This window comes from Collinsella sp. CLA-ER-H5 (genome assembly GCF_040092375.1).
Taxonomy (GTDB): Bacteria; Actinomycetota; Coriobacteriia; order Coriobacteriales; family Coriobacteriaceae; genus Collinsella.
In genome coordinates, this window is sequence record NZ_JBBNLR010000002.1 from 83695 (window position 1) to 109705 (window position 26011).

Genomic DNA, 26011 nt, shown 5'->3' on the forward strand with positions numbered 1-26011 from the left:
ATCACGTGTCCACCCTATCCTAGGAGGTATGAAGCATGCTCATTGCATTGCAGGGCGCCGTTTCGCAGGGCGTCCTCTGGGGCATTATGGTGCTTGGCGTGTTTATCACGTTCCGCCTGCTCGACATTCCCGATATGACCTGCGACGGCAGCTTTGCCCTCGGCGGCTGCGTCTGCGCTGTGCTCATCGTCAATAACAACGTCGACCCGCTGCTCGCCGTGCTGGCCGGTATGTGCGCCGGCGCCATCGCGGGTGCCGTCACGGGCATTTTGACCACCGTCTTCGAGATTCCCGCGATCCTCGCCGGAATCCTCACCCAGATCAGCCTGTGGTCCATCAACCTGCGCATCATGGGCAAGTCCAATACGCCAATTCTTGCCAAGGGCACCGTGTTCTCGGCCGTCAGCAATATGACCGGTCTGCCGCAGTCCACCGTTGCCATCATCTTGGGCATCCTGCTCGCCGTGGCTATCGTTGCCATCCTGTATTGGTTCTTTGGCACCGAGATCGGCTCGGCGCTGCGCGCCACCGGCAACAACGAGTACATGATCCGCGCTCTGGGCGTCAACACCAACTCCACCAAGATGATCGCCCTCGTGCTCTCCAACGCCCTCATCGGCCTTTCGGGCGCGCTCATCTGCCAGAGCCAAAAGTATGCCGACATTGGTATGGGCACCGGTGCCATCGTTATCGGTCTTGCCGCCATTGTTATCGGTGAGGTGCTCGGCCGTCTGCTGCCCGGCGGCCTCACGCAGTTTAGCGTCCGTCTTGCCTCCGCCGTCTTTGGCTCCGTGGTGTACTTCCTTATCCGCGCCATCGTGCTGCAGTTGGGCATGGACGCCAACGACATGAAGCTGCTCTCCGCCGTAATTGTCGCTGTGGCCCTGTGCGTGCCCGTGGTTTGGGAGCGCTATAAGCTCCGCAGCTCCTACACGAAGGGGGATGAGGCAGATGCTTAAGCTCTCGCACGTCAAGAAGACCTTTAACAAGGGCACCGTCACCGAGAAGCGCGCGCTCACCGGCGTCGACCTCACCCTGAATGACGGCGACTTTGTAACCGTGATCGGCGGCAACGGCGCCGGCAAGTCCACGCTGCTCAACATGATCGCCGGCGTGTACCCGCTCGATTCGGGCGTTATTGAGCTCGACGGCACCGACATCTCGCGCCTGAGCGAGTCGCAGCGCGCCAAGTACCTGGGCCGCGTGTTTCAGGACCCCATGCGCGGTACCGCTGCCGACATGCAGATCGCCGAGAACCTGGCCCTCGCCAAGCGTCGCGGCCAGCGTCGCGGCCTTTCGTGGGGCGTCACCAAGGCCGAGAAAGATGAGTACGTTGAGCTGCTCAAGCGCCTGGATCTTGGTCTGGACACGCGTCTCAACGCCAAGGTCGGCCTGCTCTCGGGCGGCCAGCGCCAGGCACTCACCCTGCTGATGGCCACGCTCACCAAGCCGCGCCTGCTGCTGCTCGACGAGCACACCGCGGCCCTCGACCCCAAGACGGCCTCTAAGGTGCTTAACCTGACCGAGGAGATCGTCGACGAGAACCACCTGACCACGCTCATGGTCACGCACAACATGAACGACGCCATCCGTCTGGGCAACCGTCTGATCATGATGCACGAAGGCCACGTGATCTACGACGTGGCGGGCGATGAGAAGAAGTCGCTCACCGTAGCCGACCTGCTGCAGAAGTTCGAGGAGGTCTCGGGCGGCGAGCTCGCCAACGACCGCATGCTGCTGAGCTAAAACCTGCCAAAAAGGGACAGGTTTATTTTGGTAGGTTTTATCTGCGCAAACGTCAAAACCGCCGCAAAGGGACAGGCGCCCTTGCGGCGGTTTTCGCATATTATGTCGATAATCCGATATTCAACCAGACATTCTGGCTAAGGACTAAGGAAACTGCCATGAAAAGACTCCCCCGCCTTGCGTTAGCCACCGCGTTGTTTGCCGGCGCGCTCGCAGGCATCCCGAGCCTCGCTTTCGCGGAGAACCTGCCCGCCGCTATTGACGGCTCCGTGGCCGTCATGCACACCAACGACATCCACGGCAGCTACAAGTACAGCTACAACGCAAGCAAGGGCACCGGCACTGTGGGCTTTGATGGGCTGGCGGTTCTCTATAGCGCCCAAAACAGCGCCCCCGATCTTTTGCTCGATGCGGGCGACACCTTCCACGGGCAGTCCTTCGCCACCATGAGCGAGGGCAAGAGCATCGCCGAGCTCATGGACACCTTCTATGTAGACGGCTACGACGCGACCACGCCGGGCAACCACGACTGGAGCTACGGCGCGGACAAGCTCCGCACCATGACCGGCTACAGCACCACCGGCACGCCCTTCGTCATGCTCTGCGCGAACGCAAAGTCTACGAGCGGCGTATGGAGCTCGAGCATCACGAAGACGCTCGATCGCACCTGGGAGGATAGCGAAGATCACTCCACATTCGACTACAAAATCAAGGTCGGCGTCGTGGGTGCCATGGATGAGTCGCTAGGTTCCTCGCTGCGCGCGGACCTGGTCGCGGGCACCAGCTTCTCGAGTGCCGCGAACGCCATCAATACCGAGGCAGAGCAGCTGCGCAGGGAGGGCTGCGATGTTGTTGTGTGTATCGCGCACACGCTCGACGCCAAGACCTTTGCCACGCGGCTCCGTGGCGTCGATGCCCTTATCGCAGGCCACGAGCACATCAACCTTAACGAGAAGGTGACGGGAGCCGACGGCAAGACGATCCACGTTGTCGAGGCAGGCAGCGCCTTTGCCGAGGTGGGGCTGCTTTCCGTCCCCTACGAGTACGACACCAAGGGCACCGAAAGCACCGACGATGACACGGTCACGGTCCCTGCAGACGGCAGCGATGAGAAGCTCTACACCGCCAAGAACGTCAACGACCTTTTGGCAGACCCCGACAAGGGCTCCGACTACCAAAGCCGCCTTGAAGCCGTCCGCAACAAGATCAAGCCGCTCGACGAGGACTTTGAAAACGAATCGAACAAGGTGCTCGGCACATCCACCACCAACTATTTCTACGGCGAGGACGCCGCAGGCACGCATGGTTGGGAAATGGTGCGCACCACCGATTTCCGCCCCAGCAAGGAGGGCGACACCACCAAGGCCCAGACCATCGGCCACGTGATTTGCGGCTCCTATCTTGCCCTGACGGGCGCGGACTTCGCTATCGAAAACGCTGGCGGCATCCGCGGCGGCATCGCGGCGGGCAACGTGACCGCCGGCAACGTCATCGCCATCTCGCCCTACGGCAACACCGTGGAGACCTGGACCATGACCGGCGCGGACTTCCTCGCAGCGCTCGAGCACTCGCTACAAATCAGCGACGATTGCAACGACAGCTACGAGCTTCAGCAGGCTTATGTGGCGGCCGGTCACACCGAGCAGGAGGCGCAAGACAAGTACAAGTGGCGCGATGACTCTGGCAGCGTTCTCTCCTTTGGCGGCATCAACGTGACGATTGATTGGACGCAGCCCGAAGGCAAGCGCATTGTGAGTGCCACACTCACCAAAGACGGCAGCACGCTCGATCCCACCAAGACCTATACCGTCGCCACCAACAACTACATCATCACCAACACGACCGACTTCCCCACCTTCGCAAACGCCACTAAGCACACCGAGTGGGGTACCTGCGAGTCAGCGCTAAGGGCGCTGATCGGGCAGAACGGCTGGGAGAGCAAGATGGCCGGGCTCGCCGGCACCATCGGCTTCGGCTCCGCAGCCGTGGACCCCACGCCCTCACCGGCCCCGGCGCCTAAGCCCTCGTCTAAGACGGACACGGCGACCACGAAGGTCATCACCAAGAAGACGACCGGTAAGCTTGCCGCAACGGGAGACCGCACGCTGGCAGTAGTTGGCGCGTGCCTTATCGGCGGCATCATCGTCATCATGCTCGGCATTATCTGGAAGCGTCGACGCTAAGCTACACCGCCGGGCCTTACAGCCCCGCCGCGTAAACCTTATATCGAGCACAGAAGCCCGTCCGAATTTGAACTGCGTCCCAAATCTTGGACGCCCTAAATAGCGACTAGGCCGCGAGGGCCTGATTCCGGAACTCCTCCGGGGTCAGGCCCTTCAATCTTACCTGCCTCCGGCTCGTGTTCCAGTGGACTATGTATTCCTCCAGGTCGCGTTTGAAATCCTCGAACGTCTCCCACTCGCGGCCCCGGTAGAACTCGTCCTTGACGTGGCCGAAGAGCTGCTCGGTGGCGGCGTTGTCGATGCAGTTCGCCTTCCTGGACATGCTCTGGACGATGCCGGCGGCCTCGAGCCTGGATGTGTACGAGGCGTGCTGGTACTGCCAGCCCCGGTCCGAGTGCATGGTCGGGGCGGCGCCCTCGGGGATCTTGGACAGCAGCTCGTCGAGCATCCTGACCTGCTGGGCCATGTCGGGCGTGGTCGATATGTCGCTCGCCACGATCTCCTTGGTGCAGAAGTCCAGCGTCGGGGCCCAGTAGGCCTTGCCGCCCGCCACCTTGAACTCGGTGACGTCCGTTCCCAGCTTCCGCCACGGGGCCCCGGCGTCGAAATCCCTCGCGATCACGTTCTCGAACGTCCTGCCGACGACGCCCCTGTACGAGTTGTACCTGTGGTAGGCCGTCTCGCGTCTGATACCGCAGCGAATCCCCATCTCGCGCATCATCTTGAGCACGGTCTTGTCGGCTATCACGGCCCCCTCTTCCGCCCTGAGGCACATCGCTATCTGCCGGTGCCCGCAGCCGTTGGCGGTGCGCGAGAAGATCTCGGCGGCCGCCTCCCAGAGCTCGGGGCGCGTGGGCCTCGGCGGGTGCGCGAGGGCGTAGTAGTAGGTCGACCGCTTGAGCTCGGCGCATGCGAGCAGGTGCCCGAGCGCGTGCCCCTCGGCGCGCAGGGCCGCGACCGCTTCGGCCTTCGCCCTGGTCAGAGCCCGTCCCTCTCGACCAGGGCGCGTAATTTTTTTAGGTAGGCCACCTCGGCCTCGAGCCTACGGCACCGCTCCTCGAGCTCCTCCTCGCGGGTCCGCGGCCTCGCCTTGGAACCCTTCGGCCGGCCCTTGGGCCTCGGGCGCAGGGCCTCCGCGCCGCCCCGGCGGTATAGCGCGCACCACTTCTTGAGCGGCGACATCGACATTATGCCGAACGCCGCCATCGCCTCGGTCTTCGTCATGCCGCCGTCGACGACGGCGGAGGCGGCGGCGACCTTCTGCTCGTATGTGTACCTGCCCTGCTTTCCGTCCATGCGCAGCAGCACCTCGCTCCCGAATGCGCGGTATATCTCCTGCCATCTTCTCACGGCTTCCACGGGAAGCGAAAGGGCAATCGCGGCAGATTTATACCCGTGCCCGAGCTCGAAGAGCCCTATGGCCGCCTTCCTGGCCTCGATATCATGCTTCACTCTCAAATCAACGCGCATAAAGAAAGCCTCCCATTTCTCATGTCCAAGAAATGGGAGGCAGTTCAATTTGATCGGACGGGCTTCTTGGTGGGTATCATGGTTGGACGATCATTAGGAGGTTTCCCTACATGGAATTGTTTGAGCCGATTCTTCATTTCTTTGAGCAACGGTGGGTCCACAACATCATCTGGGCCGTCATCTTGGCGATAGGCACCGCCGTCGCCGCCAAGGTCGTATCCAAGACCCTGAACCATCTGCTTAACCGAGACGATAACCCGCTACCGGCATCGAGTATCTTCATCAACATCGCGCGCGCCGTCATCTGGATGATCGGCGGCAGCTTTATCCTCGACAACTGTTTTGGCATTAATGCAAACGCCCTCGTCGCCGCTCTTGGCGTCGGCGGCATCGCCATCTCGCTCGGCTTTCAGGACACGCTGTCAAACCTTATCGGCGGCATGCAAGTGACCTTTATGGGCATCATCAAACCCGGCGACAATATCGAGGTCGGCGGCGTATCCGGCGTGGTCCAAGACATCACTTGGCGCCATACAACGATTGAGGATGCCTGTGGACAGACCATCATTGTGCCCAACTCCAACATCTCCAAGAACACGCTCGTGCATTTGATGCCCTTTGGACGCGTGGCCGTGCCCGTTGCCGTAAAGGACACGTCTAAGTGGGCTTCCCTTGACGTGCTGGCAGACGAGCTCACGAGCGCAACCAAAACGGCCGTCTCGCCCATCTCGGGCTTTGACAAAGAGCCCTACGTGCTCTTTAGCGAAATCGGCGACTTTGGCATCAAAGGAAAGATCATCTTTATCGTCAGCGACGACAGCACCACTTTCACCGCTGCCGACGCCTGCATCCGCGCCATCGCCCCCATCATCGCCTAAACCACCGCAAAGGGGTCAGGCATCTTTGTAGTGGTTTTCATTCGTGGTACCATGGTTCATATAGTTGTTTAAACGACTAAGGGAGCAACATTATGGAAGAGGCCTATCGTCAAGCACGCAAGCGCGGCGAGCAAGGACGTCGACGCGCCATTAGCCAAAGCGAGCATCCATACCTTACGGACCTCGATAGCTTGGTTGTTCAGCTCCCCTTAGGTCAGCGAGAGAATGTCGGCCTGCGGGATATTCCGCTCGAAATGGTCGTCGGCACGGTCACCAAGGGCCGTCAGTCCGCCTTTTCATGCAACTTTATGCCCCTGCTTCCGTTTAGCACCGAGTTCGCCCGCAAGTGGTCCAACCTCTACGACATCCAGGTGACCGAGGGCTATCGCGACCCCGTCATCGTCACCGAGTTCATGCATCGGTTCTATGTCCAAGAAGGCAACAAACGCGTCAGTGTCCTCAAATTCCTAGACGCCCCGACGGTTTCGGCCAAGGTCACCCGTCTCTACCCCGGCACATGGGATTCCGTCGAAAGCCGCCTGTACGGCGAGTTCTGCGCGTTTTGGCGCGTCTGCCCCCTATACGAGATCGAGTTCTCGCGTGAGGGAAGCTACGAAACGCTCGCGAAGATGCTCGGTCAGAACCTTATCGAAAAATGGCCGCAGAAAAAGGTCGACTACCTGCGCCACACTTTCCTGCTCTTTAAGCGTGCCTACCTTCGCGCAGGCGGCGATCACCTGGACATTACGCCCGCCGACGCCATGCTCGTCTACCTCAATGTGTACAACCAGGACCGCCTGCTGGATACGCCAACGGATATCGTCGTAAACCACCTGTGCAAGATCTGGCGCGAGCTGGTCATTGCCGGCAAAAATGACGAGGACAAGGTCGATCTTGTCGAAGCACCGAGCGTCGACGAGGAGGAGACGCCCGCCAAGTCCACCTCTGGCGTGCTCAACTTCTTTATGGGCAAGACCGTCTACTCGACGGCCAACCCCCTGCGCATCGCCTTTATCCATGAGTTCCCCTGTGCGACGTCGAGCTGGGACAGCCTGCACGACCAAGGGCGTCAGTATCTCGATGAGCACTTTGGCGGTATCGTGCGCACCGAGGCGTTCGAGGACTGTCACGATCCGGATGTGTTCTACGCCGCCGTGGAAACGGCTGTCAAACATGGAGCAAACGTCATCTTCTCGACCTCGCACCGCCTGATGGAATACACGCTCAGGGCTGCCGTTGAGTATCCCCGGGTTCGGTTCCTCAACTGCTCTATCGGCCTTCCCCATCAAAGCGTCCGTTCGTACTTTGGCAAGATGTACGAGGCCAAGTTTCTGCTGGGCGCCCTTGCGGCCAGCATGGCGGACAACCACCGCATCGGTTACCACGCGTCGGTCTTCGCCTCGGGCGCACTCAGCGAGATCAACGCCTTTGCGATTGGCGCCTCGCTGCTCGACCCGCGCGCGCAGGTCATCCTCACCTGGGGCGATGTTCCCGCCGGTGGTCTTGCCGAAGCCATGTGCCGCGAAGGCGTAAGCGTCATGACCGGCGCTGACATGTCAAAGTCGCTCGAAGACCCAACGGCCTACGGGCTTCACCGCTTGGTCGACGGCAAAGTCACCGGCATCGCCATGCCCGTATGGAACTGGGGCCGTTACTACGAGCTCATCGTTCGCAGCCTTCTTCACGGCACGTGGGACGAGACCAGCGACGACAACCAAGTGCGCGCTGTCAACTACTGGTATGGCATGAGCTCCGGCGTTATCGACATCCGTTACGCTCCGGGCCTACCCTACCAAACGCGCAAACTCGTGCAGTTGCTCCGCAACGGCATTGTTGTGGGATCCATCAACCCCTTTGGCGGCGAGCTCCACAGCCAGAACGGCGTGGTACAGATCGAAGGCTTCCCTCCGCTGCCGAGCACGCAGATTGTCGAGATGAATTGGCTGGCGGACAACGTGGTAGGCACCATTCCGCAGCTCGACGATGAGCCGAAAGTCCCTGCCCTATGAAAATCCTTGCCATAGCCGATACCGAAGAACGATGCCTTTGGGAGTGCTTTCGCAAGGAACGCTTTGAGGGAGTCGACCTGATTTTGTCCGCCGGCGATCTGGACCCGGACTATCTTGAGTTTTTGGTTACGGTCATCAACAAACCGCTCATCTACGTGCGCGGCAATCACGATGACCGCTACGCACGTCATGCACCGGGTGGATGTATCTGCGTAGAGGACAGCGTGTACACGTACCGAGGGATTCGCATTGCGGGCCTTGGCGGGTCCATGCGTTATCGCGACGGCGCCAACATGTACACCGAACGCGAGATGTCCAAGCGCATGCGTAAGCTGTCGCGTAAGGTTAGGATGGTCGGCGGGTGCGACATTCTGCTTACCCATGCACCCGCCGCCGGTATGGGTGATCTGGACGATCTGCCGCATCGAGGATTCGAGTGTTTTAACACAGCACTCGAATCCTGGAATCCCGACTACATGGTGCACGGGCATGTGCACCAAAGCTACGGTTGCGATTTTCAGCGCGAGCGTCAGCATGTGTGTGGAACGACGATCATCAACGCCTGCGGCTATACGCAGTTTGAGCTCGACCAGACGCACTACCCCATCCGCGGCTGGCAAGCAGCTTGGCTCAACTCACAAACCATGCGCCGCGAGCTCAAACGCCACGAAGCCATCGAGTCTTCAACAGCCAGAACACCCTGGTAACCACCATAAAGGGGACACTGTCCCCTTTATGGTGCTTTTGACGCGATAGCAAGAAACCCGGTCCTGCACAAGGCAGAACCGGGTTTCTTTAGCAATGCTTGCTGTACTCAGGCAGTAACTAGCAGTTACTCAGCCAGGAAGTCACGCTGGACAGCGGGATCGACCTTGACGCCAGGGCCCATGGTGGAAGACACGGAGATGGACTTGACGTACTTGCCCTTAGCAGAAGAGGGCTTGACGCGCAGAATCTCGGTGTACAGGGCAGCGTAGTTCTCGACGAGCTGCTGCTCAGAGAAGGACTTCTTGCCCAGGGGCACGTGGCAGATGCCGTAGCGGTCGGCGCGGTACTCAACGCGACCAGCCTTGAGCTCGGAGACCATCTTGGCGACGTCCATGGTCACGGTGCCGAGCTTGGGGTTCGGCATGAGGCCACGGGGACCAAGGATCTTACCGATGCGGCCAACCTTGGCCATCATGTTCGGCGTAGCGATAGCGGCGTCGAAGTTGATCTCGCCCTTCTGAATCTGGGCGACGAGCTCGTCGGAACCGATGATGTCGGCGCCGGCAGCCTCAGCCTCACGGGCCTTCTCGCCCTCGGCGAAGACGGCAACACGAACGGTCTTGCCGGTGCCGTGGGGCAGGGAGATGGAACCACGGATGTTCTGGTCAGCCTTACGAGTATCGATGCCCAGACGGAAGTGAGCCTCGACGGTCTCGTCGAACTTGGCGGTGTCGAGCTCCTTGATGAGCTTGGCAGCCTGAAGGGGGGTGTAGAGCGTGGCGCGGTCGATCTTCTCGGCAGCGGCGTTATAGCTCTTACCATGCTTAGCCATGTGCATTACCTCCTGTGGTTAAACGGGCGTGAGCCCTCCCACATCGTATCGTGTGCCCTATTGCACACATTTAACGGGCGCCCCGGTCGGAGCACCCGCCGTTACCATAAGAAATCGCTACTCAGCGATGGTGACGCCCATGGAACGGGCGGTACCGGCGATGATCTTCTTGGCGGCGTCAATGTCGTTGGCATTGAGGTCCGGCATCTTGATCTCGGCGATCTTGGTGAGCTGCTCCTGGGAGAGCTGACCAACCTTGTCAGCCTGGGGCTTAGCGGAACCAGACTTGAGGTTCAGCTCCTTCTTGATAAGGTGAGCCGCCGGCGGGGTCTTGGTGATGAAGGAGAAGGACTTGTCCTCGTAGACAGAGATCTCAACGGGGATGATGTCACCCTTCTTGTCCTGCGTCTCGGCGTTAAAGGCCTGGCAGAACTGCATGATGTTCACGCCAGCAGCGCCCAGGGCGGGGCCGACGGGAGGAGCGGGGTTTGCTGCACCAGCAGGAATCTGGAGCTTAATGACGTTGGCAACCTTCTTCTCAGCCATGGTCATTCCTTTCGAATCACGAGTGTGAAGTACTTGCTATATCGTAAGCACGCACGTGTTAGAAGCACTCCTGAGATGAGCAGTCACAGAAGAAGCACGCTCGCGCGAACGGACGAAAACTTAAGCGATGACAGCGACCTGGTTAAAGTCGAGCTCGACCGGCGTCTCGCGGCCAAAGATCATCAGCGTGACCTTGAGCTTGCCAGCCTCGGTGTTAACCTCGGAGACCTTGCCATCAAAGTCGGTAAGCGGGCCATCGGTGACGCGGACGGACGTACCGACCTCAATATCAACCGAGGTGCGCTTGGGCGAATCGCCCTTACCGGGACGACGAGTCATCTTGTTGTACTCGTCGCGGGAAAGCGGAGCGGGCTTGCCGTTGCCGCCTAGGAAACCGGTGACGCCAGGCGTGTTACGAACACACGTCCAAGCATCGTCATCCATCTCCATGCGGACCAGGACATAACCCGGGAAGATCTTGGAATCCTTGATCTCACGCTTGCCACCCTCTTTAATCTCGGTGACGCGCTCCATAGGAATCTCGATATCAAAGATACGGTCCTGCATGCCCATAGTCTCGATGCGATGCTCGAGATCGGACTTAACGCGGTTCTCGTATCCAGAGTAAGTGTGAACGACGTACCAACGCTTAGACATGGTTTAGCCCCTCAATCCAGAGAACAGAGCAAGAGCCTCGCCAAAGCCAGCATCGAGCAGAGCGATGACGACGCCGACGACGATCAGAGAAGCGCAAACAACAACCGAGTAGTTCACGAGCTCCTTCTTATCGGGCCACGTGACACGCTTCATCTCGGACTTGACCGAAGCGAAATACTTCTTGGTGCGGGCGAAGAAACCAGGCTTCTCGTTCTTCTTGGACTTCGCAGCCTTCTCGTTCTTCTTGGCAACGGCCTTCTTGGCCTCAACCTTGGAGTTGGCGGCAGCTTTGTTGGCAGGTGCCGGCTGCTGAGCCTTCTTCTTGTTCTTCTTGTTGGCCATTTGGGTTACCTCCGCGCAATGCGCTTATACATGAGTAAACCGTAAGCCCCCAAGTGGGAGCTTACGGAATAATGACTGGCACGCCAGGAAGGACTCGAACCCTCAACACTCGGTTTTGGAGACCGATGCTCTACCAATTGAACTACTGGCGTATGTGACTAGAGACTAGCGAGTCTCTTTGTGCAGCGTGTGGTGACGGCACCAGGGGCAATACTTCTTGATCTCCATACGATCAGGCATGGTCGACTTGTTCTTGGTGGTCGTATAGTTGCGGCGCTTGCACTCAGTGCACGCAAGAGTAACTAGAGTACGCATGTATCCTGAACCTTTCATTTCCGCCCCGTACGGGCACGAGTTGTTACTTTATCAGCTCCACGTAAGTGCTGTCAATGAAAACCTCGAGTCAATTGGTTCTCGGTGGATCCATTCATATTTGGAACACATCAATGAAGCCATCGAGAGCTAATCGACGGTGCATCCAGGACCATTATCGATCCTCTCGACACCAGCAACGGCTCAATATCCATTGCAGAAAAGAACCCGGCACCCATATAAGTGCCGGGTTCTCTAAGTCAGCTATATCAAAGAGCTAATTTACTCAATGATCGTGGAGACGATGCCCGAACCGACGGTGTGGCCACCCTCGCGGATAGCGAAGCGCAGGCCCTCCTCCATGGCGATCGGGTGGATGAGGTCGCCCTCGATGGTGATGTGGTCACCAGGCATAGCCATCTCGGTGCCCTCGGGGAGCTTGACCGTACCGGTAACGTCGGTGGTACGGAAGTAGAACTGAGGACGATAACCATCGAAGAACGGGGTGTGACGGCCGCCCTCCTCCTTGGTCAGAACGTAGATCTCGCCGGTGAACTTGGTGTGCGGGGTAACCGAACCGGGCTTGCAGAGAACCTGGCCGCGCTCGATGTCCTCACGCTTGATGCCGCGGAGCAGCAGACCGACGTTGTCGCCAGCCTCGCAGAAGTCCATGGACTTACGGAACATCTCGATACCGGTAACGACGGTGTTCTGGGTATCCTTGATGCCGACGATCTCGACGGGCTCGTTGAGCTTGAGCTCACCGCGCTCGACACGGCCAGTAGCAACGGTACCACGGCCGGAGATGGTCATAACGTCCTCAACGGCCATCAGGAACGGGAGGTCGTTGTTACGAGCAGGCGTCGGGATGTACTCGTCGACGGCCTTCATGAGCTCGCGAATGGCGTCCATCCACTTGGCGTCGCCCTCGAGAGCGCCCAGAGCGGAGCCACGGATGACGGGGATGTCGTCGCCGGGGAAATCGTACTCGGAGAGGAGCTCACGGGTCTCCATCTCGACGAGGTCGATGAGCTCGTCATCGTCGACCATGTCGCACTTGTTCAGGAAGACGACGATGTAGGGAACGCCGACCTGACGGGCGAGCAGGATGTGCTCGCGGGTCTGAGCCATGGGGCCGTCGGTAGCAGCGATGACCAGGATAGCGCCGTCCATCTGAGCAGCGCCGGAGATCATGTTCTTGACGTAGTCAGCGTGGCCCGGGCAGTCAACGTGAGCGTAGTGACGGGCAGCGGTCTCGTACTCAACGTGGGAGACGGAAATCGTAATGCCGCGCTCGCGCTCCTCGGGAGCCTTGTCGATGTTCTCGAACGCAGTGAAGTCAGCCTTGCAGCCCTCGGTCTCGGAGAGAACCTTGGTGATGGCGGCGGTCAGCGTGGTCTTGCCGTGGTCGACGTGACCAATGGTGCCGATGTTAACATGCGGCTTAGTGCGCTCAAACTTCTCTTTGGCCATAAAGCCCTCCTCTTAACAGGTCGTCCCCGGACGGGACTTTGCCTTTATACCATAGTGGCCTCTCAACATACTATTGAGAAGCCACCGTGTTACCTATGGTAGCGGTGACTGGATTCGAACCAGTGACGCCACGGGTATGAACCGTGTGCTCTAACCAACTGAGCTACACCGCCGGATGGAGCCTGCAACCAGACTTGAACTGGTGACCTCTTCGTTACCAACGAAGTGCTCTACCGACTGAGCTATACAGGCACTTGACGGGTGGGAGCTATAGGATTCGAACCTATGTAGGCAGAGCCAACGGGTTTACAGCCCGTCCCCATTAACCACTCGGGCAAACTCCCAATCGTTCAAGTATCCGCAGGTCCTTTGGTCTTTTGGACCGCCGCCCCCGCGAACGAAGAAGATAATACGATGCCACCTTGGGGGCTGTCAACGAAAACCTCTAGATACACGGTGCCGGGCGTATCTATATAGCCGTGACCTGCGGTTTTATTGAGTTTGGATATGAAGGACAGTGGTTTTGGATACTGAGGTGACGTTTCCCAAGGTAACACTTTGCTGTAGTGGAGTACACCTTCAGTATCGAACTTCGATACCAGCTTATTTGCACCTATATATAGGTCGAGATCGGGGCTGCCCAGACAGAAGATTGCTCTTCCCAGGCAAAATCGAGCGTGGATTTTCTTCCGTTTGAAATCGAGCGTGGATAATCTCCCACTTTGCCGTGCCATCGAATCCAAAGTGGCAGATTATCCACGCTCATTCACTAGGCGGAAGATTTTCCACGCTCGTGTGTCCGATAATCCACGCTCGATGACGATGACCAACCTCGCCCCGGCCTATGTCTCGACCTGTAACAGTAAGAGGGTTATTCCTCCCCTATCTGTTACAGATCGAGATGTTTCGCAGAAACCCCCGCTTACGTCTCATTCTGTAACAGTAAGAACGGTTTTCAGCCTCTTCGTGTTACGGATCGAGATGTTATCGGCCTTCCCTTGGCAATGTTTCGATCTGTAACTATAAGGAGGGTCTTCAGCCCACTCGTGTTACGGATCGAGACAAACCTGAAGCTTGGTTGGCGCCAAACACGCTGACTTATCGACATAAATAGAAACGGGCCCTGTCCCACAAGGGAACAGAGCCCGAAACTCTCATGGAGCCAGTGACAGGAATCGAACCTGCAACCCACTGATTACAAATCAGTTGCGCTACCGTTGCGCCACACTGGCACACTTGGCGCTTTCACGCGAAGCGAGTTAAGAATAAAGGAATTGCGGACGGGGCGCAACAGGCCGCACGGCGTTATACAAATATGCAAAATCCAGCAACAACGCGTACCAGGCCCGTTCATTTCTGTCAGTGCGCCCTCAATCTTAAAACCATTCGCCAGAACGAATAGTTTTAATTACAATTGCTATATATAAAACTATTCGTTCTGGCGAAGGGTTTCGCGATGCTTACTACCAAAGAAGCCGCCGAGCTGCTCGGCATCACTCCGCGCAGGGTGCAGGAGCTCATAAAAAACGGAGCACTTGAGGCCCGCAAGGCTTCTGGTGTATGGCTCATCGACAAAGACAGCGTCGACACGCGACTCCGCTCTGTGACCAAAACGGGGGGACGTCCCCGCCGCGGCCACGGTAAGAGCGAGATCGCGTTCACCCTCATGAACCGCACGTACGAAGTCGCTCAGCTGGTCTACAGTACATCGCGAAAAGACTTTACCCACATCAGTGCCGACATCGATTACGCCCACGCCCCTATTGGAGTATTTGGCCCTAATAGCCCCATATCGCTAGACTCCTTCCGCATCTGGTGGCGCGGCCGCGGTATCCCGCTCGCACGCATTGGGCTAGCCTCCCTGCTTGCAGAAGCCGCAGTCGATGTTCCCGATGAACTCGTCCAGCGAAATCTCGGCCTCTCCTTATCCGACCAGTATTGGATTAGGCCCCAAGGTTCCGGTCTCACCTGGGAGGATATCAATTTCTTCAATAACGCCTTTGATGACGTCTCTCTCAGCATCGCACCCTTCGCCCCAGAGGGAAAAGCGGCTGCCGCAAAGCCCGATAACACCTCGGACGGCAATCTTCAAAAGTACTGGACGTGCGAGGGCGAACGTCGAATTCTGCATAAGGCAGGAGCGCACCTGGACCAGGAACCTTATAACGAGCTGGTGGCGACCGCGCTCCACCGTCGCATCCTAAACGCCTGCGATTATGTGCCTTACTCGCTCGAGGGCACGGGCACTTCCGCCCTGAGCACATGCGATGTCTTCTTAACTGATGAAGAAGAGTATGTCCCTGCGTTCTATGTAAACCAGCACGCAAACGCAGATGAACGGCTAACCGACTACGAGCGATATGTAGCAAACTGCGAGGAGCTCGGGGTGACAGGCGTCAAGGATGCCCTTGACCGCATGATCGTATGTGACGACATCATTGCCAACTACGATCGTCATTGGCGCAACTTCGGCCTCGTGCGAAACGTAAACACGCAAGCTTGCAGACCTGCCCCCATCTTCGATTCGGGCTCATCGCTCTGGTGCAACATATCACTAGAGGAGCTTAGGGCGGGAGAGCACAGTTTTACCAGCGCACAATTTCATTCAAGCCCCGCCAAACAAATGTTGCTCGTCGAGGACATGGGCTGGTTTGACGGCGACAAACTCGAAGGCTTCGTTGACGAGGCAATCGAGATTCTTTCCAGAAACGACGCGCTCACGGCAAGGCTGCCATATCTAAAAGAGGCGCTAACGTGGCGCCTCGAAAGAATGATCGACATCGCTGAATGGAGTTAGCGAGGCAGCATTGCCCCGCCAACTCCCCTACCTCCCGCGCAGGGCCTTGAGCTTGGCCAGGGCATCGGGGCTCAGGCGACTGCCCAGAGTCATCTTGATCTGCGGAGCTTCCTCTGCCTCGTGAACGTCGTTATCGATCTGTTTAATCTCGTCTACCAGCATACGGCTCGAGATGCGCGTAACGCCCTTGCCCATGACGACGGCCTGGATCGTGCCGTCGCTCGATACCACGGAGCACGCGCGACCTTCCTCACGTGCCTCGATGCAGAGCTTCTGCACCACGGTATCGGCCGAAACACCCGTCGGCGAAAACTCAATGCGCACGCCGCGGGCCGGTAGGTTGGGGCGCTCGCTGGAGATATTGCCCGCGCCGTCAAACACGATTACGGCCTCGTAACGGCCCTGGGCAAAGGCGGCGACGTCGTTGATGAGGGCGGTGCGCGCCATATCGTGAACGTCGCTGGAATACGGATCGTCGGAATGGTCGTACACGAGCTTTTCGTAGCGCGGCGTGCAGTGGATCACGTTGTAACCGTCGACCACCAGCAGCTCAGGCTTATTGGAGTGCACCGTCGAGACTGGGTCGGCGATAGCCTGCGCAAACGCATTGCCGCCCACGCCATAGGTCGCGGCCGAAACAATCGGCTTGGCCGAGCCCTCGCCAAAGCGCTTGGCCTTGGACTTAGCGCGGTTCTTCTTGGACATGCGCTACTCCTCCCCCATGAGCTCGCCGGCATTGCGGCGCAGCCACTCAAAGCACAGCGCGGTGGTCGCCTGGGCAACGTTGAGACTCTCGGTCATGCCGCGCTGGGGAAGCTTGGTCAAAAAGTCGCATTTCTCGAGCACCAGGCGCGAGATGCCGTCGCCCTCGGAGCCCATGACGAGCGCCACGCGGCCCTCGAAGGGAGCATCCCAGCAGCTGCCCTCGGCGTGCTCGGAGGCACCGCCCACCCAAAAGCCAGCGGCCTTGAGGTCGTCGAGTGCACGGGCGATATTGGGAACCTGCGCGATAGGCAGGTGCATGACGGCGCCGGCGGAAGTCTTGTAGCTGCCAACGGTCACGCCGGCAGCGCGCTTGTTGGCAATGATGACGCCCGCCGCGCCCACGACTTCGGCGGAGCGCACGATGGCACCAAAGTTGCCGTCGTCGGTCACATGGTCGAGCACAACGACAAGCGCCGGACCGTCGCCCGCGCGGTCGAGGATATCGGCAACATCAGCGTAAGGGAAGTTACCAACCTCGAGCGCAATGCCCTGGTGAGCGCCATGGCTCGACAGCGCATCGAGCTGCGCACGCGGCACATACTTAATGCGGACACCGGCGGCGTTGAGGTCATCGACCAGACGAGACAGGGCGGCATCGCGCTCCCCGCCCTCGGCGATGAGCGCACACTTGACGGGAAAGCCGGTACGCAGCGCCTCGGCGGCTGCACGACGACCTTCGATAAACTCGCCCTTGGGAGCCTGAACGTTGTCGCGGTTGCGATCGCGCTGCGGACGCGCAGCCTGGGCTTGGGAGCGCTCGCGCTGGCCCTTGGGAGCGGCAGCGCGGTCGTTGCGGCGAATCGGACGCGAGTCAGAAGCAGCCTGCTTGCCTCCACGCGGTGCACGCTTGCGATTGTCGGCCATAAAGCGACCTCCTAAATACATAACGAACAAGAATCGACCGTCCGAGCCACGGCACCTTGCCTTTCAATCGTCGGGCATGACCACCAGGTCTATGCCCTCCTCTTTCAAGGCAATCTGCCGCACCTCGAACGGTCAACAAATACTAGAGAGTCTTAATACGGGTGCCGGCGGTCGTATCCTCGATCGTCAGGCCCAGGTCCTTGAGCTGGTCGCGGATGGCGTCGGCCAGATCCCAGTTCTTGGCGGCGCGGGCCTCGGCGCGGGCCTCGAGAATCTTGGCAGCGGCCTCGTCCACGTCGTCACCCGTGTAGGCAACCAAACCGGCGGCAACGCCCAGCAGGCCCAGCGGCAACTCGACCTTGGGCTCGGGGAGCTCAACGCCAAGCGTATCGAGCAGCTCGGCCAGCGTGTCGGCGGCGGCAAGCGCGGCGGCCTTGTCGGCAGCGTCGCCCGCCTGCTCCAGGTACTGGTTGCACTCGGTCACAAAGCCAAAGACGGCACCCATGGCACCAGCGGTGTTAAAGTCGTCGTCCATGCACTCCTTAAAGGTGGCACGAGTCTCGGCGGCCTTGGCGGCAAACGCCTCGGCGGCAGCCGCATCGGCATCGGCCGTCGCATGGTTCGCGGCCCAGCGCAGGTTCTCGACCGTACCGGCGATACGCGTGAGCGAGTTCTCGGCACCCTCCAGGCGCTCCCAAGAAAAGTCGAGCGGCGAGCGATAGCTCGTCTGCAGCATCAGCAGGCGCAGGGCGGCAGCGGAGTGCTGTTCGAGGACCTCGGCCAGCGTAAAGAAGTTGCCGAGTGACTTGGACATCTTCTCGCCGTCAACCAGCAGCATGCCCGTGTGCATCCAGGTGTTGGAGAAGCCCTGGTGCCAGGCGCAGGTGGCCTGGGCGCACTCGTTCTCGTGATGCGGGAAAGCAAGATCGGAGCCACCGCCGTGGATATCGATCGGGGTACCCAGGTAGCGATGCACCATGGCGGCGCACTCGGTGTGCCAACCGGGACGGCCCTCGCCCCAGGGGCTCGGCCAGCTGGGCTCGCCGGGCTTGGCGGCCTTCCACAGGGCAAAGTCGAGCGGGTCGATCTTGTCCTCGTTCTCCTCGATGCGCGCACCAACCATAAGGTCGTCGATGTTGCGGCCCGAGACCTGACCATAGTTGGGATCGCTGCGCACGGCAAAGTACACATCGCCGTTATCGGCTGCGTAAGCGTGGCCCTGCTCGATAAGCGTCTTGATCATGGCGATCATGGGGCCGATCTCCTTGGTGGCGCGGGGGCGCACATCGGGATCGAGCACGTTGGCGGCGCGCATGACGCCGATGAACTTGTCGGAGAACTCCGTCGCGACCTCGGCAGCCGTACGGCCCTGCTCGTTGGCGCGCTTGATGATCTTGTCGTCGACATCGGTGAGGTTCTGGGCGAACGTGACCTCGTAGCCGCTCGCGATGAGCCAGCGTCGAATCACATCGAAGCTGATGAACGTGCGGGCATTGCCGATGTGGATGTTGTCGTAGACCGTGGGGCCGCACACGTACATGCGAACCTTGCCGGACTCGATGGGCTGGAACTCTTCCTTTTTATGGGTAGCGCTGTTGTAGATACGCATTCGTTACTCCTTAACGGTTTTCTGTAGCAGGCAGACGGCCCAGGCGCCGATTCCCTCGCCCTGGCCTTCCCAACCGAGCTTTTCGGTCGTAGTGGCGGCGACGCCTACATTTTCGACGTCAACGCCCAGGGCATGGGCAAGGTTGGCGCGCATGGCATCGCGGTGCGGGGTGATCTTGGGTTGCTGACAGGCAATGGTGCAATCGGCATCGACAAACTCAAAGCCCAGCTCGCGCGCATAGTCCATCACGCGAGCGAGCAGCACCATCGAATCGGCACCCTCGTAGGCAGGATCGGTGTCGGGGAATAGCTTGCCGATGTCTCCCCCGCGGCAGGCGCCCAGAATGGCGTCGGCCAAGGCGTGCGCGAGCACATCGGCATCCGAGTGGCCCAGCAGGCCGCGCTCGTAGGGAATGTCGACCCCGCCGATGATACATCGACGCCCCTCCACCAAACGGTGGACGTCGTAGCCGTGGCCAATGCGCAGGTTACTGAACATAGGGAAGGTCCTCTCCCTCGGCCATGCGGCCAAGCAGAATCGCGGTTACGGGACGCAGATCCTCGGGCACCGTCACCTTAAGGTTGTCGCGCGGGCTCTGGACACAGCGGACGCGCCCGCCCATGCGCTCGACCAGCGATGAGTCGTCGGTACCGATAAAGCCCTCGGCAATCGCCGCGGCATGGGCACGCTTCATCGCGTCGACGCTAAAGATCTGCGGCGTCTGCGCGGCCCAATAGAGCTCGCGCGGCGGCGTCTCGACGATATTATCGCCGTCGACGATCTTGAGCGTGTCGATCGCGGGCTGACCGCACACGACACCGTCGAGCGAGCGGTCACCCATGAGCACGTCGATAGCGTGGTCGATGGCCTCGGTCGTAATGAGCGGACGAGCGCCATCGTGGATGGCGACATATTCGAAACCCGCCGGAACCGCATGCACGCCGGCACGGGTGGAATCCTGACGGGTATCGCCGGCATCGGCAAAGCTGATGGGCGTGTCATAGTCAAACGGGTCGATGGCAAGGCGGCGCATCTCGGCACGGCGCTCGGCAGGACACACCACCACGATATGGCCGACCTTGTCGCTACGATCAAACGCGCGGATGGACCAGCTCATGAGCGGACGGCCCGCCACGTTAACGAGCTGCTTGCCGCCGGGATTTCCAAAGCGCTGACCGCTGCCGCCGGCAACGACCACGGCGCATACGGGCGCCATTATGCGTTCCCCTGTTTGGTGCCCTTCATGCGGTACAGCGAGTCCGCAAGAATGGCAGGGTTGTTGACGCCAAAGTCGCCCAGGCGCTCCGGATCCTCGCTGATGTCGTCCATGAGCTCCTGCAGCGAGCCGTACTCGTCGACGATCTTCTCGGCCACGCCGTCGCGCACGACGGACACGCGCGAAAGCGTGCGCAGGCCCAGCGGCGTCATGACGGAGTCCTCGTCCAGGTCGTCATAGCCCAGAACTGCCGCCACGTGCTGCGGGTCGGACAGGTCCTTAGGCGTCATGCGAGCGAGCTCTGCACGAATCTTCTCGGCGTTTGCCTCGGAGGAATCGCTCGCGTAGTCGCGGATCATCAGGTCGTATTCGGTATCCATGCTGGAACCGGCGAGCTGCTCGAGCTGCATCTGCACGAGCTTGCCCTGGTTGCCCAGCTTGACGATGCAATCCTTAAGCTCGGTCTTTGCTTGCTGCATGATCTCGAAGCTCGAGAAAATACCGGTAATGTCGGCGAGCGTAACGTAGTCGTCGAGCTCGAGGGCCGTCAGGCGCAGCAGGGAGCGGTCGAGCGACTGACGAGTAGTCTGAAGCGTGGCGACGAGCTGGTTGACCGAGCTCATGATGGTGGTGACGGGCTGGATCTCGTAGCTCTTGCCGTGAACGTACACGTTAACGACGGCACGACGGGCCGAGACCGAGATCACGATGGCATCGGTGAGCACCGACATGCGAGCGGCGGTGCGGTGACGCATGCCCGTCTCGCTCGTGGCAAGCGAGGGATCGGGATTGAGGTGGAAGTTGGCGCGCAGGATCTGGGTGAGGTCGCCGTCGATGACGATGGCACCGTCCATCTTGGAGAGCTCGAACAGACGGTTCGAGGTGAACGAAATGTTGAGCGGGAAGCCGTCGTTACCGGCAGCGAGCACGTTTTCGGTGTCGCCGACGCAGATAAGGGCGCCCAGGTGACCGGCGATGATCATGTCGAGGGCGGTGCGGATCGGCTGACCAGGTGCCGTCAGGCGGATGGCCTGTTCCATACGCTTTTGCAGCTCGTTCTTATCCAAGGCATCGCTCCCATCGTATACGCTCCATAAACGCTAAATAGTTTCTCACGGTTTGTCCCCGCGGCGCTTGCGAAATCCGATGCTTACAGAATGAGCGAACACAGCTGAGAGCCCAACCCAAATGGGCTGCTTATGTGGTAGCATCGGGGTTCACATGAATGAGGGAGTAGTCGCGTGGCCGGGTTCGCCTCCGGTGGCGCGGCAAGTCAACATACTGGCCGAAACGGTCTGGCTTGCCTTAATGAACGAGACTCGTGGTTGTGCGCGCAGCGCGTACGCCACGGGTCTTTTTTGTTATTCCCCCAAGAGGTACACGCGGGCTCGCCCGCAGAGAGGGAGCCATGCTATGGGACTCGCAGAGCTCGTGTTGCTCGCCGTTGGCCTTTCGATGGACGCCTTTGCCGTTTCCATCTGCAAGGGTCTCGGCATGAAAAAGATCAACCTTAAGGTCGCCGTGGTGCTCGGCCTGTTCTTTGGCGGCTTCCAGGCCGGCATGCCCGTAATCGGATGGGCGCTTGGCAGTCAGTTTATGGGCATCATCGGCCCCATCGACCACTGGATCGCCTTTATCCTGCTCGCCTTCATCGGCGGCAAAATGCTGTGGGAAGCCTTTACCGAGGACGAGGATGAAGGCGACGGCAAGGATGCCGAAAAGATTGACCTGGTCGAGTACCTGCTCCTCGCCATTGCCACCTCAATCGACGCCCTAGCCGTGGGCATCTCGTTTGCGGCACTCTCGGTCGACATCGTGCCCGCTGTATCGCTTATAGGCATCACAACGTTTATCTTCTCCGTCGCCGGCGTGGCGATCGGCCACACCTTTGGCGCGCGCTACGAAAAACCCGCCACCATCGTGGGTGGCGTCGTGCTTATCCTTATCGGCCTCAAGATTCTGCTGGAACACTTGGGGTTTTTGGCGCTGTAAAACACCCTTCAAAACTAAACGTCCGGGCAAGGCCTCATGCAGAGTTTTGCATGAGGCCTTTTCATGCAGACTTTTGCATGTCATACTGATATGCAAAAGTCTGCACGTTAGGAGATCGCCGTGGATACCCTTCCCATCACCACACCGCGCCAAGCTGGCATCTACGTGCGCCAGGCACGCGATGCTCAGGGTCTCACCCGTGCAACCCTCGCTAAAAAAGCCGGTGTTTCGGAGCGCCTGCTCGCATCGCTCGAGCTGGGAGATGCCACGGGTATTCGGCTCGACAAGCTGCTGGCGGTTTTCGGTGCTCTCGGACTGGCACTAGTTGCTCAAGGGAATATCGACGACACGAAACATGAGCAGCCAACCGACGCCCCGCATGCCGATTTGCAACCTTGTAGCACCCCCAGGTGCCATCACACTCAACGTCTTCACCATCGCAACCGACGCGGCGCAGCCATTCCAGCTCTTCCAGATACCCCCTTTACGGCCGAGCTCTACGACAAGGCCTTCGCCGATTTCGCCATGTCCAATCTCGGAGTCTCGATTGCCGCAAGCGCATCTGCCCAAACCAAGCCCGAAGGGAGATAGCCAATGGCCAGAAAAACGCTTCGGACTATTATTTGCGGCGTACCCGCAGGAACGCTCATGCAAGATGAGAGCGGTCTAGTCAGTTTTGCCTACGATCAAGATTATGACGGGCCAGCCCTATCGACCAACATTCCCGTATCAAATCGCACATACGGCCAACAGGTCATGAATCCGTACTTGTTTGGCCTTCTGCCCGACAGCGAGGACCAACGAAAAGCGATTGCCGCCGAATTCGACGCCAGGCCCAATAATCCCGTTGCGCTGCTCAGCCATATCGGACTCGACTGTCCGGGCGGAGTGCAGTTTTGCGCCGAAGAAGATATCGACGCCGCCTTGCATCGCACTGGCGAATACCGCCCTATAGACGACCACGAGATTGCCTTGCGCCTCAAGTCGATCAGGGATGACCGCGAGGCATCGTGGATGGGCCTAGATGAAAGTTGGTCACTTGGAGGCAACCAGGGCAAGTTCGCACTCGCGCTCATAGACGGTCGCTGGTGCGAATGCGTAGGTTCCTCGCCCACGACGCATATTTTCAAAAATGGCGTTATCGGATTTAAACTTGAAGCTCTTAATGAGTTTGTCTGCATGAAAAGCGCCCAGCGCGCGGGTATCGCAACGGCGAACGTTGAGTATCGCTTATTTGAGGACGAACCCGCCCTCATTGTTGAACGCTATGACCGTGTGAAAGCCAAAGACGGAACAATCATGCGTCTACACCAAGAAGACCTCTGTCAGGCCCTTGGAGTGATGCCCGCTCAAAAGTACACGGCAGACGGTGGCCCGACCGCACGCGACATTCAGGAACTCCTCGTCAACACGAGCCATCATCAACTTAACCTGTATCTGTTTACGCAGATACTTTTCTTTAACGCCATCATCGGCGCACCGGACGCGCATGCGAAGAACTATTCCCTGCTTCTTGGAAACGGCAGCACAGCTATGATGGCCCGTATGTATGACGTTGCATCGGGGCTGGCATACGAACGCATGCGGCGAAAAGCGCGCCTTGCCATGAGCGTTGGCGGCGAAAATCGTGTGGGGCGCATCGGTCCAGGCGCTATCCGCCGATACCACGGTATGGGCGACCCCGCGCTGGAGGCGGCGCTCACCGATGCCGGGCTATCCGAGAAGTTTTGCTTTGCGACCATGATGGACCTCGCCTACGAGGTACCCATTTGCATGGAAGAGGTCATGGACGAATACGCCGACCTGCCCGGCATGGCGGACCTGCGCGAGCATATGCTCGGCCCCGTCTGCGAAAACTGCCAGCGCACCCTCGACCTCATCAAGGCGGATATGGGCTAGGTGTCCGTAATCTCCCATTTCCCAAAAGAAGAGAGGAGGCACCCGTCGCAAAAGCTCGGGTGCCCCCTCTCATAATGTCATTTGCAATCCACCAGCACGTGGCTCGGACTGCTGCTAGCGCAACCTTTACGCAGCGAGGCGCTTGAGGACGTCGATGAGCAGCTCGTAGAAGCGCTCGGCAGAAGCGAGCTCCATGCTCTCGTCCGGGGTGTGGACATCGGAGAGCGTCGGGCCCACGGCGATGGCGTCCAGGCCGTGCAGGGCCTCGGCAAACAGGCCGCACTCAAGGCCGGCGTGAATGGACTCGATTCGTAGCTCGGAGCCAAAGAGCTCGCGATAGCTCTCGACAAAGATGTCGCGGACCGGCGAATGCTCGGCATAGCTCCAGCCGGGATACTCGAACTCAAACTTGGCGTCGAATCCCAGGACATCGGCCAGCGTCTGCAGGCGGTCCTTGAACTCGTTCTGCAGCGAGGTGATCGAGGAGCGCGGGGACAGCATGATCTTGACTTGGTCGTCAGAGGTGGCAACCACGCCGATGTTGGAGGAAACCTCGACGGAGCCGTCGGTGGCGACATTGCGGCGGATCACACCGTTGGGGGCAAGACGCAGAGCGCGAATAAGGGCAAGTGCGGACTTTTCGTCCATGGCCTCGACCTCAGTGTTGTCGGCAATCTCAACCGTGCAGGTAAAGCCGGGGTCGAAGACCTCGAGCTCGGCAGTAACGTCGGCGATGATGCCCTTTGCGATCTGGGCCGCGGCCTCGGCTGCAGCGTGGTCGGCGTAGACCAGCTCGGCCTTGCACTCACGGTTGATGGCGTTGTCCTTGGTGCCGCCGTTAAAGCTAACGATGGCGGGCTCGCCGGCAACCATCAGGCGGTCGATGATGCGGGCCATGATGAGGTTGCCGTTGCCGCGCTCCAGGTTGATATCGCTGCCGGAGTGGCCGCCCAGCAGGCCGGAGATGTCGAGCGTGAGGGTGCTACCGGTCTTGTGCTCGCGCGCGATCGGGCAGGTGTAGGTAACGACGACGCCGCCGGCACAGCTGACGGTGGCAACGCCCTCTTCCTCGGAGTCAAGGTTGATCATGGTGCGGGCGCTAATCTGGGACTTGTCGAGCGTCTCGGCGCCGACCAGGCCAGTCTCCTCGTCGGTGGTGAACACGCACTCGAGGGCCGGATGGGTAATCGAATCGTCGTTGAGCACGGTAAGCATAAGCGCGACGGCAATACCGTTGTCGGCGCCCAGAGTGGTGCCGTTAGCGGTGAGGACGCCGTCCTTGACGACCAGGTCGATACCATCGGTCGTAAAGTCGTGCTCAACGGAGCCCAACTTGTCGCACACCATATCGATGTGGCCCTGCAGCATCACGGTCGGGGCATTCTCGGCACCGGCAGATGCGGGCTTGCGAATGATGACGTTGTAGACCTCGTCCTGGTACACATCGAGACCGCGCTCCTTGGCAAACGCAACCAGGAAATCGCTGATGCCCTTCTCGTTGCCAGACCCACGGGGGATCGCGCTGACCTCCTCAAAGAAATGGAACAGCTGGGCGGGCTCGTAGCCGGTAATCTTGTAGTCCATGGTGCCTCCTTGGCGCAACTGGTTAGACAGTAAGACATGCGACTTGTATATTCCCAGACTTTGCGTGCATAAACCAGTCGAAAACGCCGAGCGCCCTCGCATCATCGGCTAACGGTGGACCGTATAGCG

General features: G+C 59.5%; 25 protein-coding genes and 5 tRNA genes. 10 read left to right on the plus strand and 20 right to left on the minus strand.

What is annotated here, in order from left to right; genetic code table 11:
* The first annotated feature begins 35 nt into the window (after positions 1 to 35).
* The 3 genes from AAAX31_RS01560 to AAAX31_RS01570 all read left to right on the plus strand — a co-directional run bounded on the left by AAAX31_RS01560 (position 36) and on the right by AAAX31_RS01570 (position 3929).
* Positions 36 to 959: an ABC transporter permease gene (locus AAAX31_RS01560; RefSeq protein WP_006234992.1), complete on the plus strand. Its 924-nt coding sequence runs from the start codon at positions 36 to 38 to the stop codon at positions 957 to 959.
* Positions 952 to 1746, plus strand: coding sequence for an ABC transporter ATP-binding protein (locus AAAX31_RS01565; protein ID WP_022093887.1), 795 nt, complete (start codon positions 952 to 954; stop codon positions 1744 to 1746). Before AAAX31_RS01560 ends, AAAX31_RS01565 begins: the two co-directional genes overlap by 8 nt.
* 158 nt (positions 1747 to 1904) lie before the next feature.
* Positions 1905 to 3929: a 5'-nucleotidase C-terminal domain-containing protein gene (locus AAAX31_RS01570; protein ID WP_349075968.1), complete on the plus strand. Its 2025-nt coding sequence runs from the start codon at positions 1905 to 1907 to the stop codon at positions 3927 to 3929.
* A gap of 106 nt (positions 3930 to 4035) precedes the next feature.
* Here the strand turns inward: AAAX31_RS01570 and AAAX31_RS01575 are convergent, their stop codons facing one another.
* Positions 4036 to 4941, minus strand: coding sequence for an IS3 family transposase (locus AAAX31_RS01575; RefSeq protein WP_199411040.1), 906 nt, complete (start codon positions 4939 to 4941; stop codon positions 4036 to 4038).
* Complete coding sequence (locus AAAX31_RS01580; RefSeq protein WP_117736974.1) at positions 4908 to 5399, minus strand: helix-turn-helix domain-containing protein; 492 nt, start codon at positions 5397 to 5399, stop codon at positions 4908 to 4910. Before AAAX31_RS01580 ends, AAAX31_RS01575 begins: the two co-directional genes overlap by 34 nt.
* 110 nt (positions 5400 to 5509) lie before the next feature.
* Between AAAX31_RS01580 and AAAX31_RS01585 the strand changes: the two genes are divergently transcribed.
* The 3 genes from AAAX31_RS01585 to AAAX31_RS01595 all read left to right on the plus strand — a co-directional run bounded on the left by AAAX31_RS01585 (position 5510) and on the right by AAAX31_RS01595 (position 8993).
* Positions 5510 to 6277 carry a mechanosensitive ion channel domain-containing protein gene (locus AAAX31_RS01585; protein WP_195239368.1) on the plus strand — a complete coding sequence of 256 codons (768 nt, stop codon included), beginning with the start codon at positions 5510 to 5512 and terminating at the stop codon, positions 6275 to 6277.
* Between the two features lie 92 nt (positions 6278 to 6369).
* Entirely contained in the window at positions 6370 to 8286 is a 1917-nt protein-coding gene (locus AAAX31_RS01590; protein ID WP_349075969.1) for a BMP family ABC transporter substrate-binding protein, read from the plus strand.
* The gene (locus tag AAAX31_RS01595) at positions 8283 to 8993 is read left to right on the plus strand and encodes a metallophosphoesterase (RefSeq protein ID WP_117799696.1); all 711 of its coding nucleotides are present in this window, start codon (positions 8283 to 8285) and stop codon (positions 8991 to 8993) included. The genes AAAX31_RS01590 and AAAX31_RS01595 overlap by 4 nt, the downstream gene beginning before the upstream one ends.
* A 125-nt stretch (positions 8994 to 9118) precedes the next feature.
* Here the strand turns inward: AAAX31_RS01595 and rplA are convergent, their stop codons facing one another.
* The 11 genes from rplA to AAAX31_RS01650 form a co-directional block, all read right to left on the minus strand.
* Positions 9119 to 9826: a 50S ribosomal protein L1 gene (gene rplA / locus AAAX31_RS01600; protein ID WP_022093892.1), complete on the minus strand. Its 708-nt coding sequence runs from the start codon at positions 9824 to 9826 to the stop codon at positions 9119 to 9121.
* A 117-nt stretch (positions 9827 to 9943) separates the two neighbouring features.
* The gene (gene rplK, locus AAAX31_RS01605) at positions 9944 to 10372 is read right to left on the minus strand and encodes a 50S ribosomal protein L11 (protein ID WP_022093893.1); all 429 of its coding nucleotides are present in this window, start codon (positions 10370 to 10372) and stop codon (positions 9944 to 9946) included.
* Between the two features lie 120 nt (positions 10373 to 10492).
* The gene (nusG, locus tag AAAX31_RS01610) at positions 10493 to 11029 is read right to left on the minus strand and encodes a transcription termination/antitermination protein NusG (protein ID WP_349075971.1); all 537 of its coding nucleotides are present in this window, start codon (positions 11027 to 11029) and stop codon (positions 10493 to 10495) included.
* A 3-nt stretch (positions 11030 to 11032) separates the two neighbouring features.
* A complete protein-coding gene (gene secE, locus AAAX31_RS01615) occupies positions 11033 to 11371 on the minus strand; it encodes a preprotein translocase subunit SecE (protein WP_035137537.1) in 339 nt (112 codons plus the stop codon).
* A gap of 76 nt (positions 11372 to 11447) precedes the next feature.
* Positions 11448 to 11523: transfer RNA gene (locus AAAX31_RS01620), tRNA-Trp, on the minus strand.
* Between the two features lie 13 nt (positions 11524 to 11536).
* Complete coding sequence (rpmG, locus tag AAAX31_RS01625) at positions 11537 to 11686, minus strand: 50S ribosomal protein L33 (protein WP_022093895.1); 150 nt, start codon at positions 11684 to 11686, stop codon at positions 11537 to 11539.
* 279 nt (positions 11687 to 11965) lie between these two features.
* On the minus strand, positions 11966 to 13156 hold the full coding sequence (tuf, locus tag AAAX31_RS01630) for an elongation factor Tu (protein WP_035137538.1): 1191 nt from the start codon (positions 13154 to 13156) through the stop codon (positions 11966 to 11968).
* Positions 13157 to 13252: 96 nt separating this feature from the next.
* Positions 13253 to 13329: transfer RNA gene (locus AAAX31_RS01635), tRNA-Met, on the minus strand.
* Positions 13330 to 13332: 3 nt separating this feature from the next.
* Positions 13333 to 13408 (minus strand) — tRNA-Thr (locus tag AAAX31_RS01640).
* A gap of 10 nt (positions 13409 to 13418) precedes the next feature.
* Positions 13419 to 13500, minus strand: a tRNA-Tyr gene (locus AAAX31_RS01645).
* 813 nt (positions 13501 to 14313) lie between these two features.
* Positions 14314 to 14388 (minus strand) — tRNA-Thr (locus tag AAAX31_RS01650).
* Positions 14389 to 14612: 224 nt separating this feature from the next.
* Here AAAX31_RS01650 and AAAX31_RS01655 point away from each other — a divergent pair.
* The gene (locus AAAX31_RS01655) at positions 14613 to 15953 is read left to right on the plus strand and encodes a DNA-binding protein (protein WP_349075973.1); all 1341 of its coding nucleotides are present in this window, start codon (positions 14613 to 14615) and stop codon (positions 15951 to 15953) included.
* A 27-nt stretch (positions 15954 to 15980) separates the two neighbouring features.
* Here AAAX31_RS01655 and AAAX31_RS01660 read toward each other — a convergent pair whose 3' ends face one another.
* The 6 genes from AAAX31_RS01660 to disA form a co-directional block, all read right to left on the minus strand.
* A complete protein-coding gene (locus AAAX31_RS01660; protein WP_006234978.1) occupies positions 15981 to 16658 on the minus strand; it encodes an NYN domain-containing protein in 678 nt (225 codons plus the stop codon).
* A 3-nt stretch (positions 16659 to 16661) separates the two neighbouring features.
* A complete protein-coding gene (rlmB, locus tag AAAX31_RS01665; protein ID WP_349075975.1) occupies positions 16662 to 17582 on the minus strand; it encodes a 23S rRNA (guanosine(2251)-2'-O)-methyltransferase RlmB in 921 nt (306 codons plus the stop codon).
* Positions 17583 to 17724: 142 nt separating this feature from the next.
* Positions 17725 to 19191, minus strand: coding sequence for a cysteine--tRNA ligase (gene cysS, locus AAAX31_RS01670; protein WP_349075976.1), 1467 nt, complete (start codon positions 19189 to 19191; stop codon positions 17725 to 17727).
* A gap of 3 nt (positions 19192 to 19194) precedes the next feature.
* Complete coding sequence (gene ispF, locus AAAX31_RS01675; protein WP_006234975.1) at positions 19195 to 19689, minus strand: 2-C-methyl-D-erythritol 2,4-cyclodiphosphate synthase; 495 nt, start codon at positions 19687 to 19689, stop codon at positions 19195 to 19197.
* On the minus strand, positions 19679 to 20407 hold the full coding sequence (ispD, locus tag AAAX31_RS01680) for a 2-C-methyl-D-erythritol 4-phosphate cytidylyltransferase (protein ID WP_138339592.1): 729 nt from the start codon (positions 20405 to 20407) through the stop codon (positions 19679 to 19681). Before ispD ends, ispF begins: the two co-directional genes overlap by 11 nt.
* Entirely contained in the window at positions 20407 to 21474 is a 1068-nt protein-coding gene (disA, locus tag AAAX31_RS01685; RefSeq protein ID WP_040359001.1) for a DNA integrity scanning diadenylate cyclase DisA, read from the minus strand. Before disA ends, ispD begins: the two co-directional genes overlap by 1 nt.
* Before the next feature lie 346 nt (positions 21475 to 21820).
* On the opposite strand from disA, the gene AAAX31_RS01690 reads away from it, so the two are divergent.
* From AAAX31_RS01690 to AAAX31_RS01700, 3 genes are all read left to right on the plus strand, one after another.
* A complete protein-coding gene (locus AAAX31_RS01690) occupies positions 21821 to 22399 on the plus strand; it encodes a manganese efflux pump MntP family protein (protein ID WP_138339591.1) in 579 nt (192 codons plus the stop codon).
* A 120-nt stretch (positions 22400 to 22519) separates the two neighbouring features.
* Positions 22520 to 22990 carry a helix-turn-helix domain-containing protein gene (locus AAAX31_RS01695; RefSeq protein WP_171025111.1) on the plus strand — a complete coding sequence of 157 codons (471 nt, stop codon included), beginning with the start codon at positions 22520 to 22522 and terminating at the stop codon, positions 22988 to 22990.
* A 3-nt stretch (positions 22991 to 22993) separates the two neighbouring features.
* Complete coding sequence (locus tag AAAX31_RS01700) at positions 22994 to 24298, plus strand: type II toxin-antitoxin system HipA family toxin (RefSeq protein WP_138339589.1); 1305 nt, start codon at positions 22994 to 22996, stop codon at positions 24296 to 24298.
* Positions 24299 to 24424: 126 nt separating this feature from the next.
* Here the strand turns inward: AAAX31_RS01700 and AAAX31_RS01705 are convergent, their stop codons facing one another.
* A complete protein-coding gene (locus AAAX31_RS01705) occupies positions 24425 to 25882 on the minus strand; it encodes an aminoacyl-histidine dipeptidase (protein ID WP_250786737.1) in 1458 nt (485 codons plus the stop codon).
* Positions 25883 to 26011: the final 129 nt, after the last annotated feature.

Coding starts and splice junctions, on each gene's coding strand:
- AAAX31_RS01560 (WP_006234992.1), top strand. CDS start 36: ATGCTCATTGCATTGCAGGGCGCCGTTTCGCAGGGCGTCCTCTGGGGC.
- AAAX31_RS01565 (WP_022093887.1), top strand. CDS start 952: ATGCTTAAGCTCTCGCACGTCAAGAAGACCTTTAACAAGGGCACCGTC.
- AAAX31_RS01570 (WP_349075968.1), top strand. CDS start 1,905: ATGAAAAGACTCCCCCGCCTTGCGTTAGCCACCGCGTTGTTTGCCGGC.
- AAAX31_RS01580 (WP_117736974.1), bottom strand. CDS start 5,399: ATGCGCGTTGATTTGAGAGTGAAGCATGATATCGAGGCCAGGAAGGCG.
- AAAX31_RS01585 (WP_195239368.1), top strand. CDS start 5,510: ATGGAATTGTTTGAGCCGATTCTTCATTTCTTTGAGCAACGGTGGGTC.
- AAAX31_RS01590 (WP_349075969.1), top strand. CDS start 6,370: ATGGAAGAGGCCTATCGTCAAGCACGCAAGCGCGGCGAGCAAGGACGT.
- AAAX31_RS01595 (WP_117799696.1), top strand. CDS start 8,283: ATGAAAATCCTTGCCATAGCCGATACCGAAGAACGATGCCTTTGGGAG.
- rplA (WP_022093892.1), bottom strand. CDS start 9,826: ATGGCTAAGCATGGTAAGAGCTATAACGCCGCTGCCGAGAAGATCGAC.
- rplK (WP_022093893.1), bottom strand. CDS start 10,372: ATGGCTGAGAAGAAGGTTGCCAACGTCATTAAGCTCCAGATTCCTGCT.
- nusG (WP_349075971.1), bottom strand. CDS start 11,029: ATGTCTAAGCGTTGGTACGTCGTTCACACTTACTCTGGATACGAGAAC.
- secE (WP_035137537.1), bottom strand. CDS start 11,371: ATGGCCAACAAGAAGAACAAGAAGAAGGCTCAGCAGCCGGCACCTGCC.
- rpmG (WP_022093895.1), bottom strand. CDS start 11,686: ATGCGTACTCTAGTTACTCTTGCGTGCACTGAGTGCAAGCGCCGCAAC.
- tuf (WP_035137538.1), bottom strand. CDS start 13,156: ATGGCCAAAGAGAAGTTTGAGCGCACTAAGCCGCATGTTAACATCGGC.
- AAAX31_RS01655 (WP_349075973.1), top strand. CDS start 14,613: ATGCTTACTACCAAAGAAGCCGCCGAGCTGCTCGGCATCACTCCGCGC.
- AAAX31_RS01660 (WP_006234978.1), bottom strand. CDS start 16,658: ATGTCCAAGAAGAACCGCGCTAAGTCCAAGGCCAAGCGCTTTGGCGAG.
- rlmB (WP_349075975.1), bottom strand. CDS start 17,582: ATGGCCGACAATCGCAAGCGTGCACCGCGTGGAGGCAAGCAGGCTGCT.
- cysS (WP_349075976.1), bottom strand. CDS start 19,191: ATGCGTATCTACAACAGCGCTACCCATAAAAAGGAAGAGTTCCAGCCC.
- ispF (WP_006234975.1), bottom strand. CDS start 19,689: ATGTTCAGTAACCTGCGCATTGGCCACGGCTACGACGTCCACCGTTTG.
- ispD (WP_138339592.1), bottom strand. CDS start 20,407: ATGGCGCCCGTATGCGCCGTGGTCGTTGCCGGCGGCAGCGGTCAGCGC.
- AAAX31_RS01690 (WP_138339591.1), top strand. CDS start 21,821: ATGGGACTCGCAGAGCTCGTGTTGCTCGCCGTTGGCCTTTCGATGGAC.
- AAAX31_RS01700 (WP_138339589.1), top strand. CDS start 22,994: ATGGCCAGAAAAACGCTTCGGACTATTATTTGCGGCGTACCCGCAGGA.
- AAAX31_RS01705 (WP_250786737.1), bottom strand. CDS start 25,882: ATGGACTACAAGATTACCGGCTACGAGCCCGCCCAGCTGTTCCATTTC.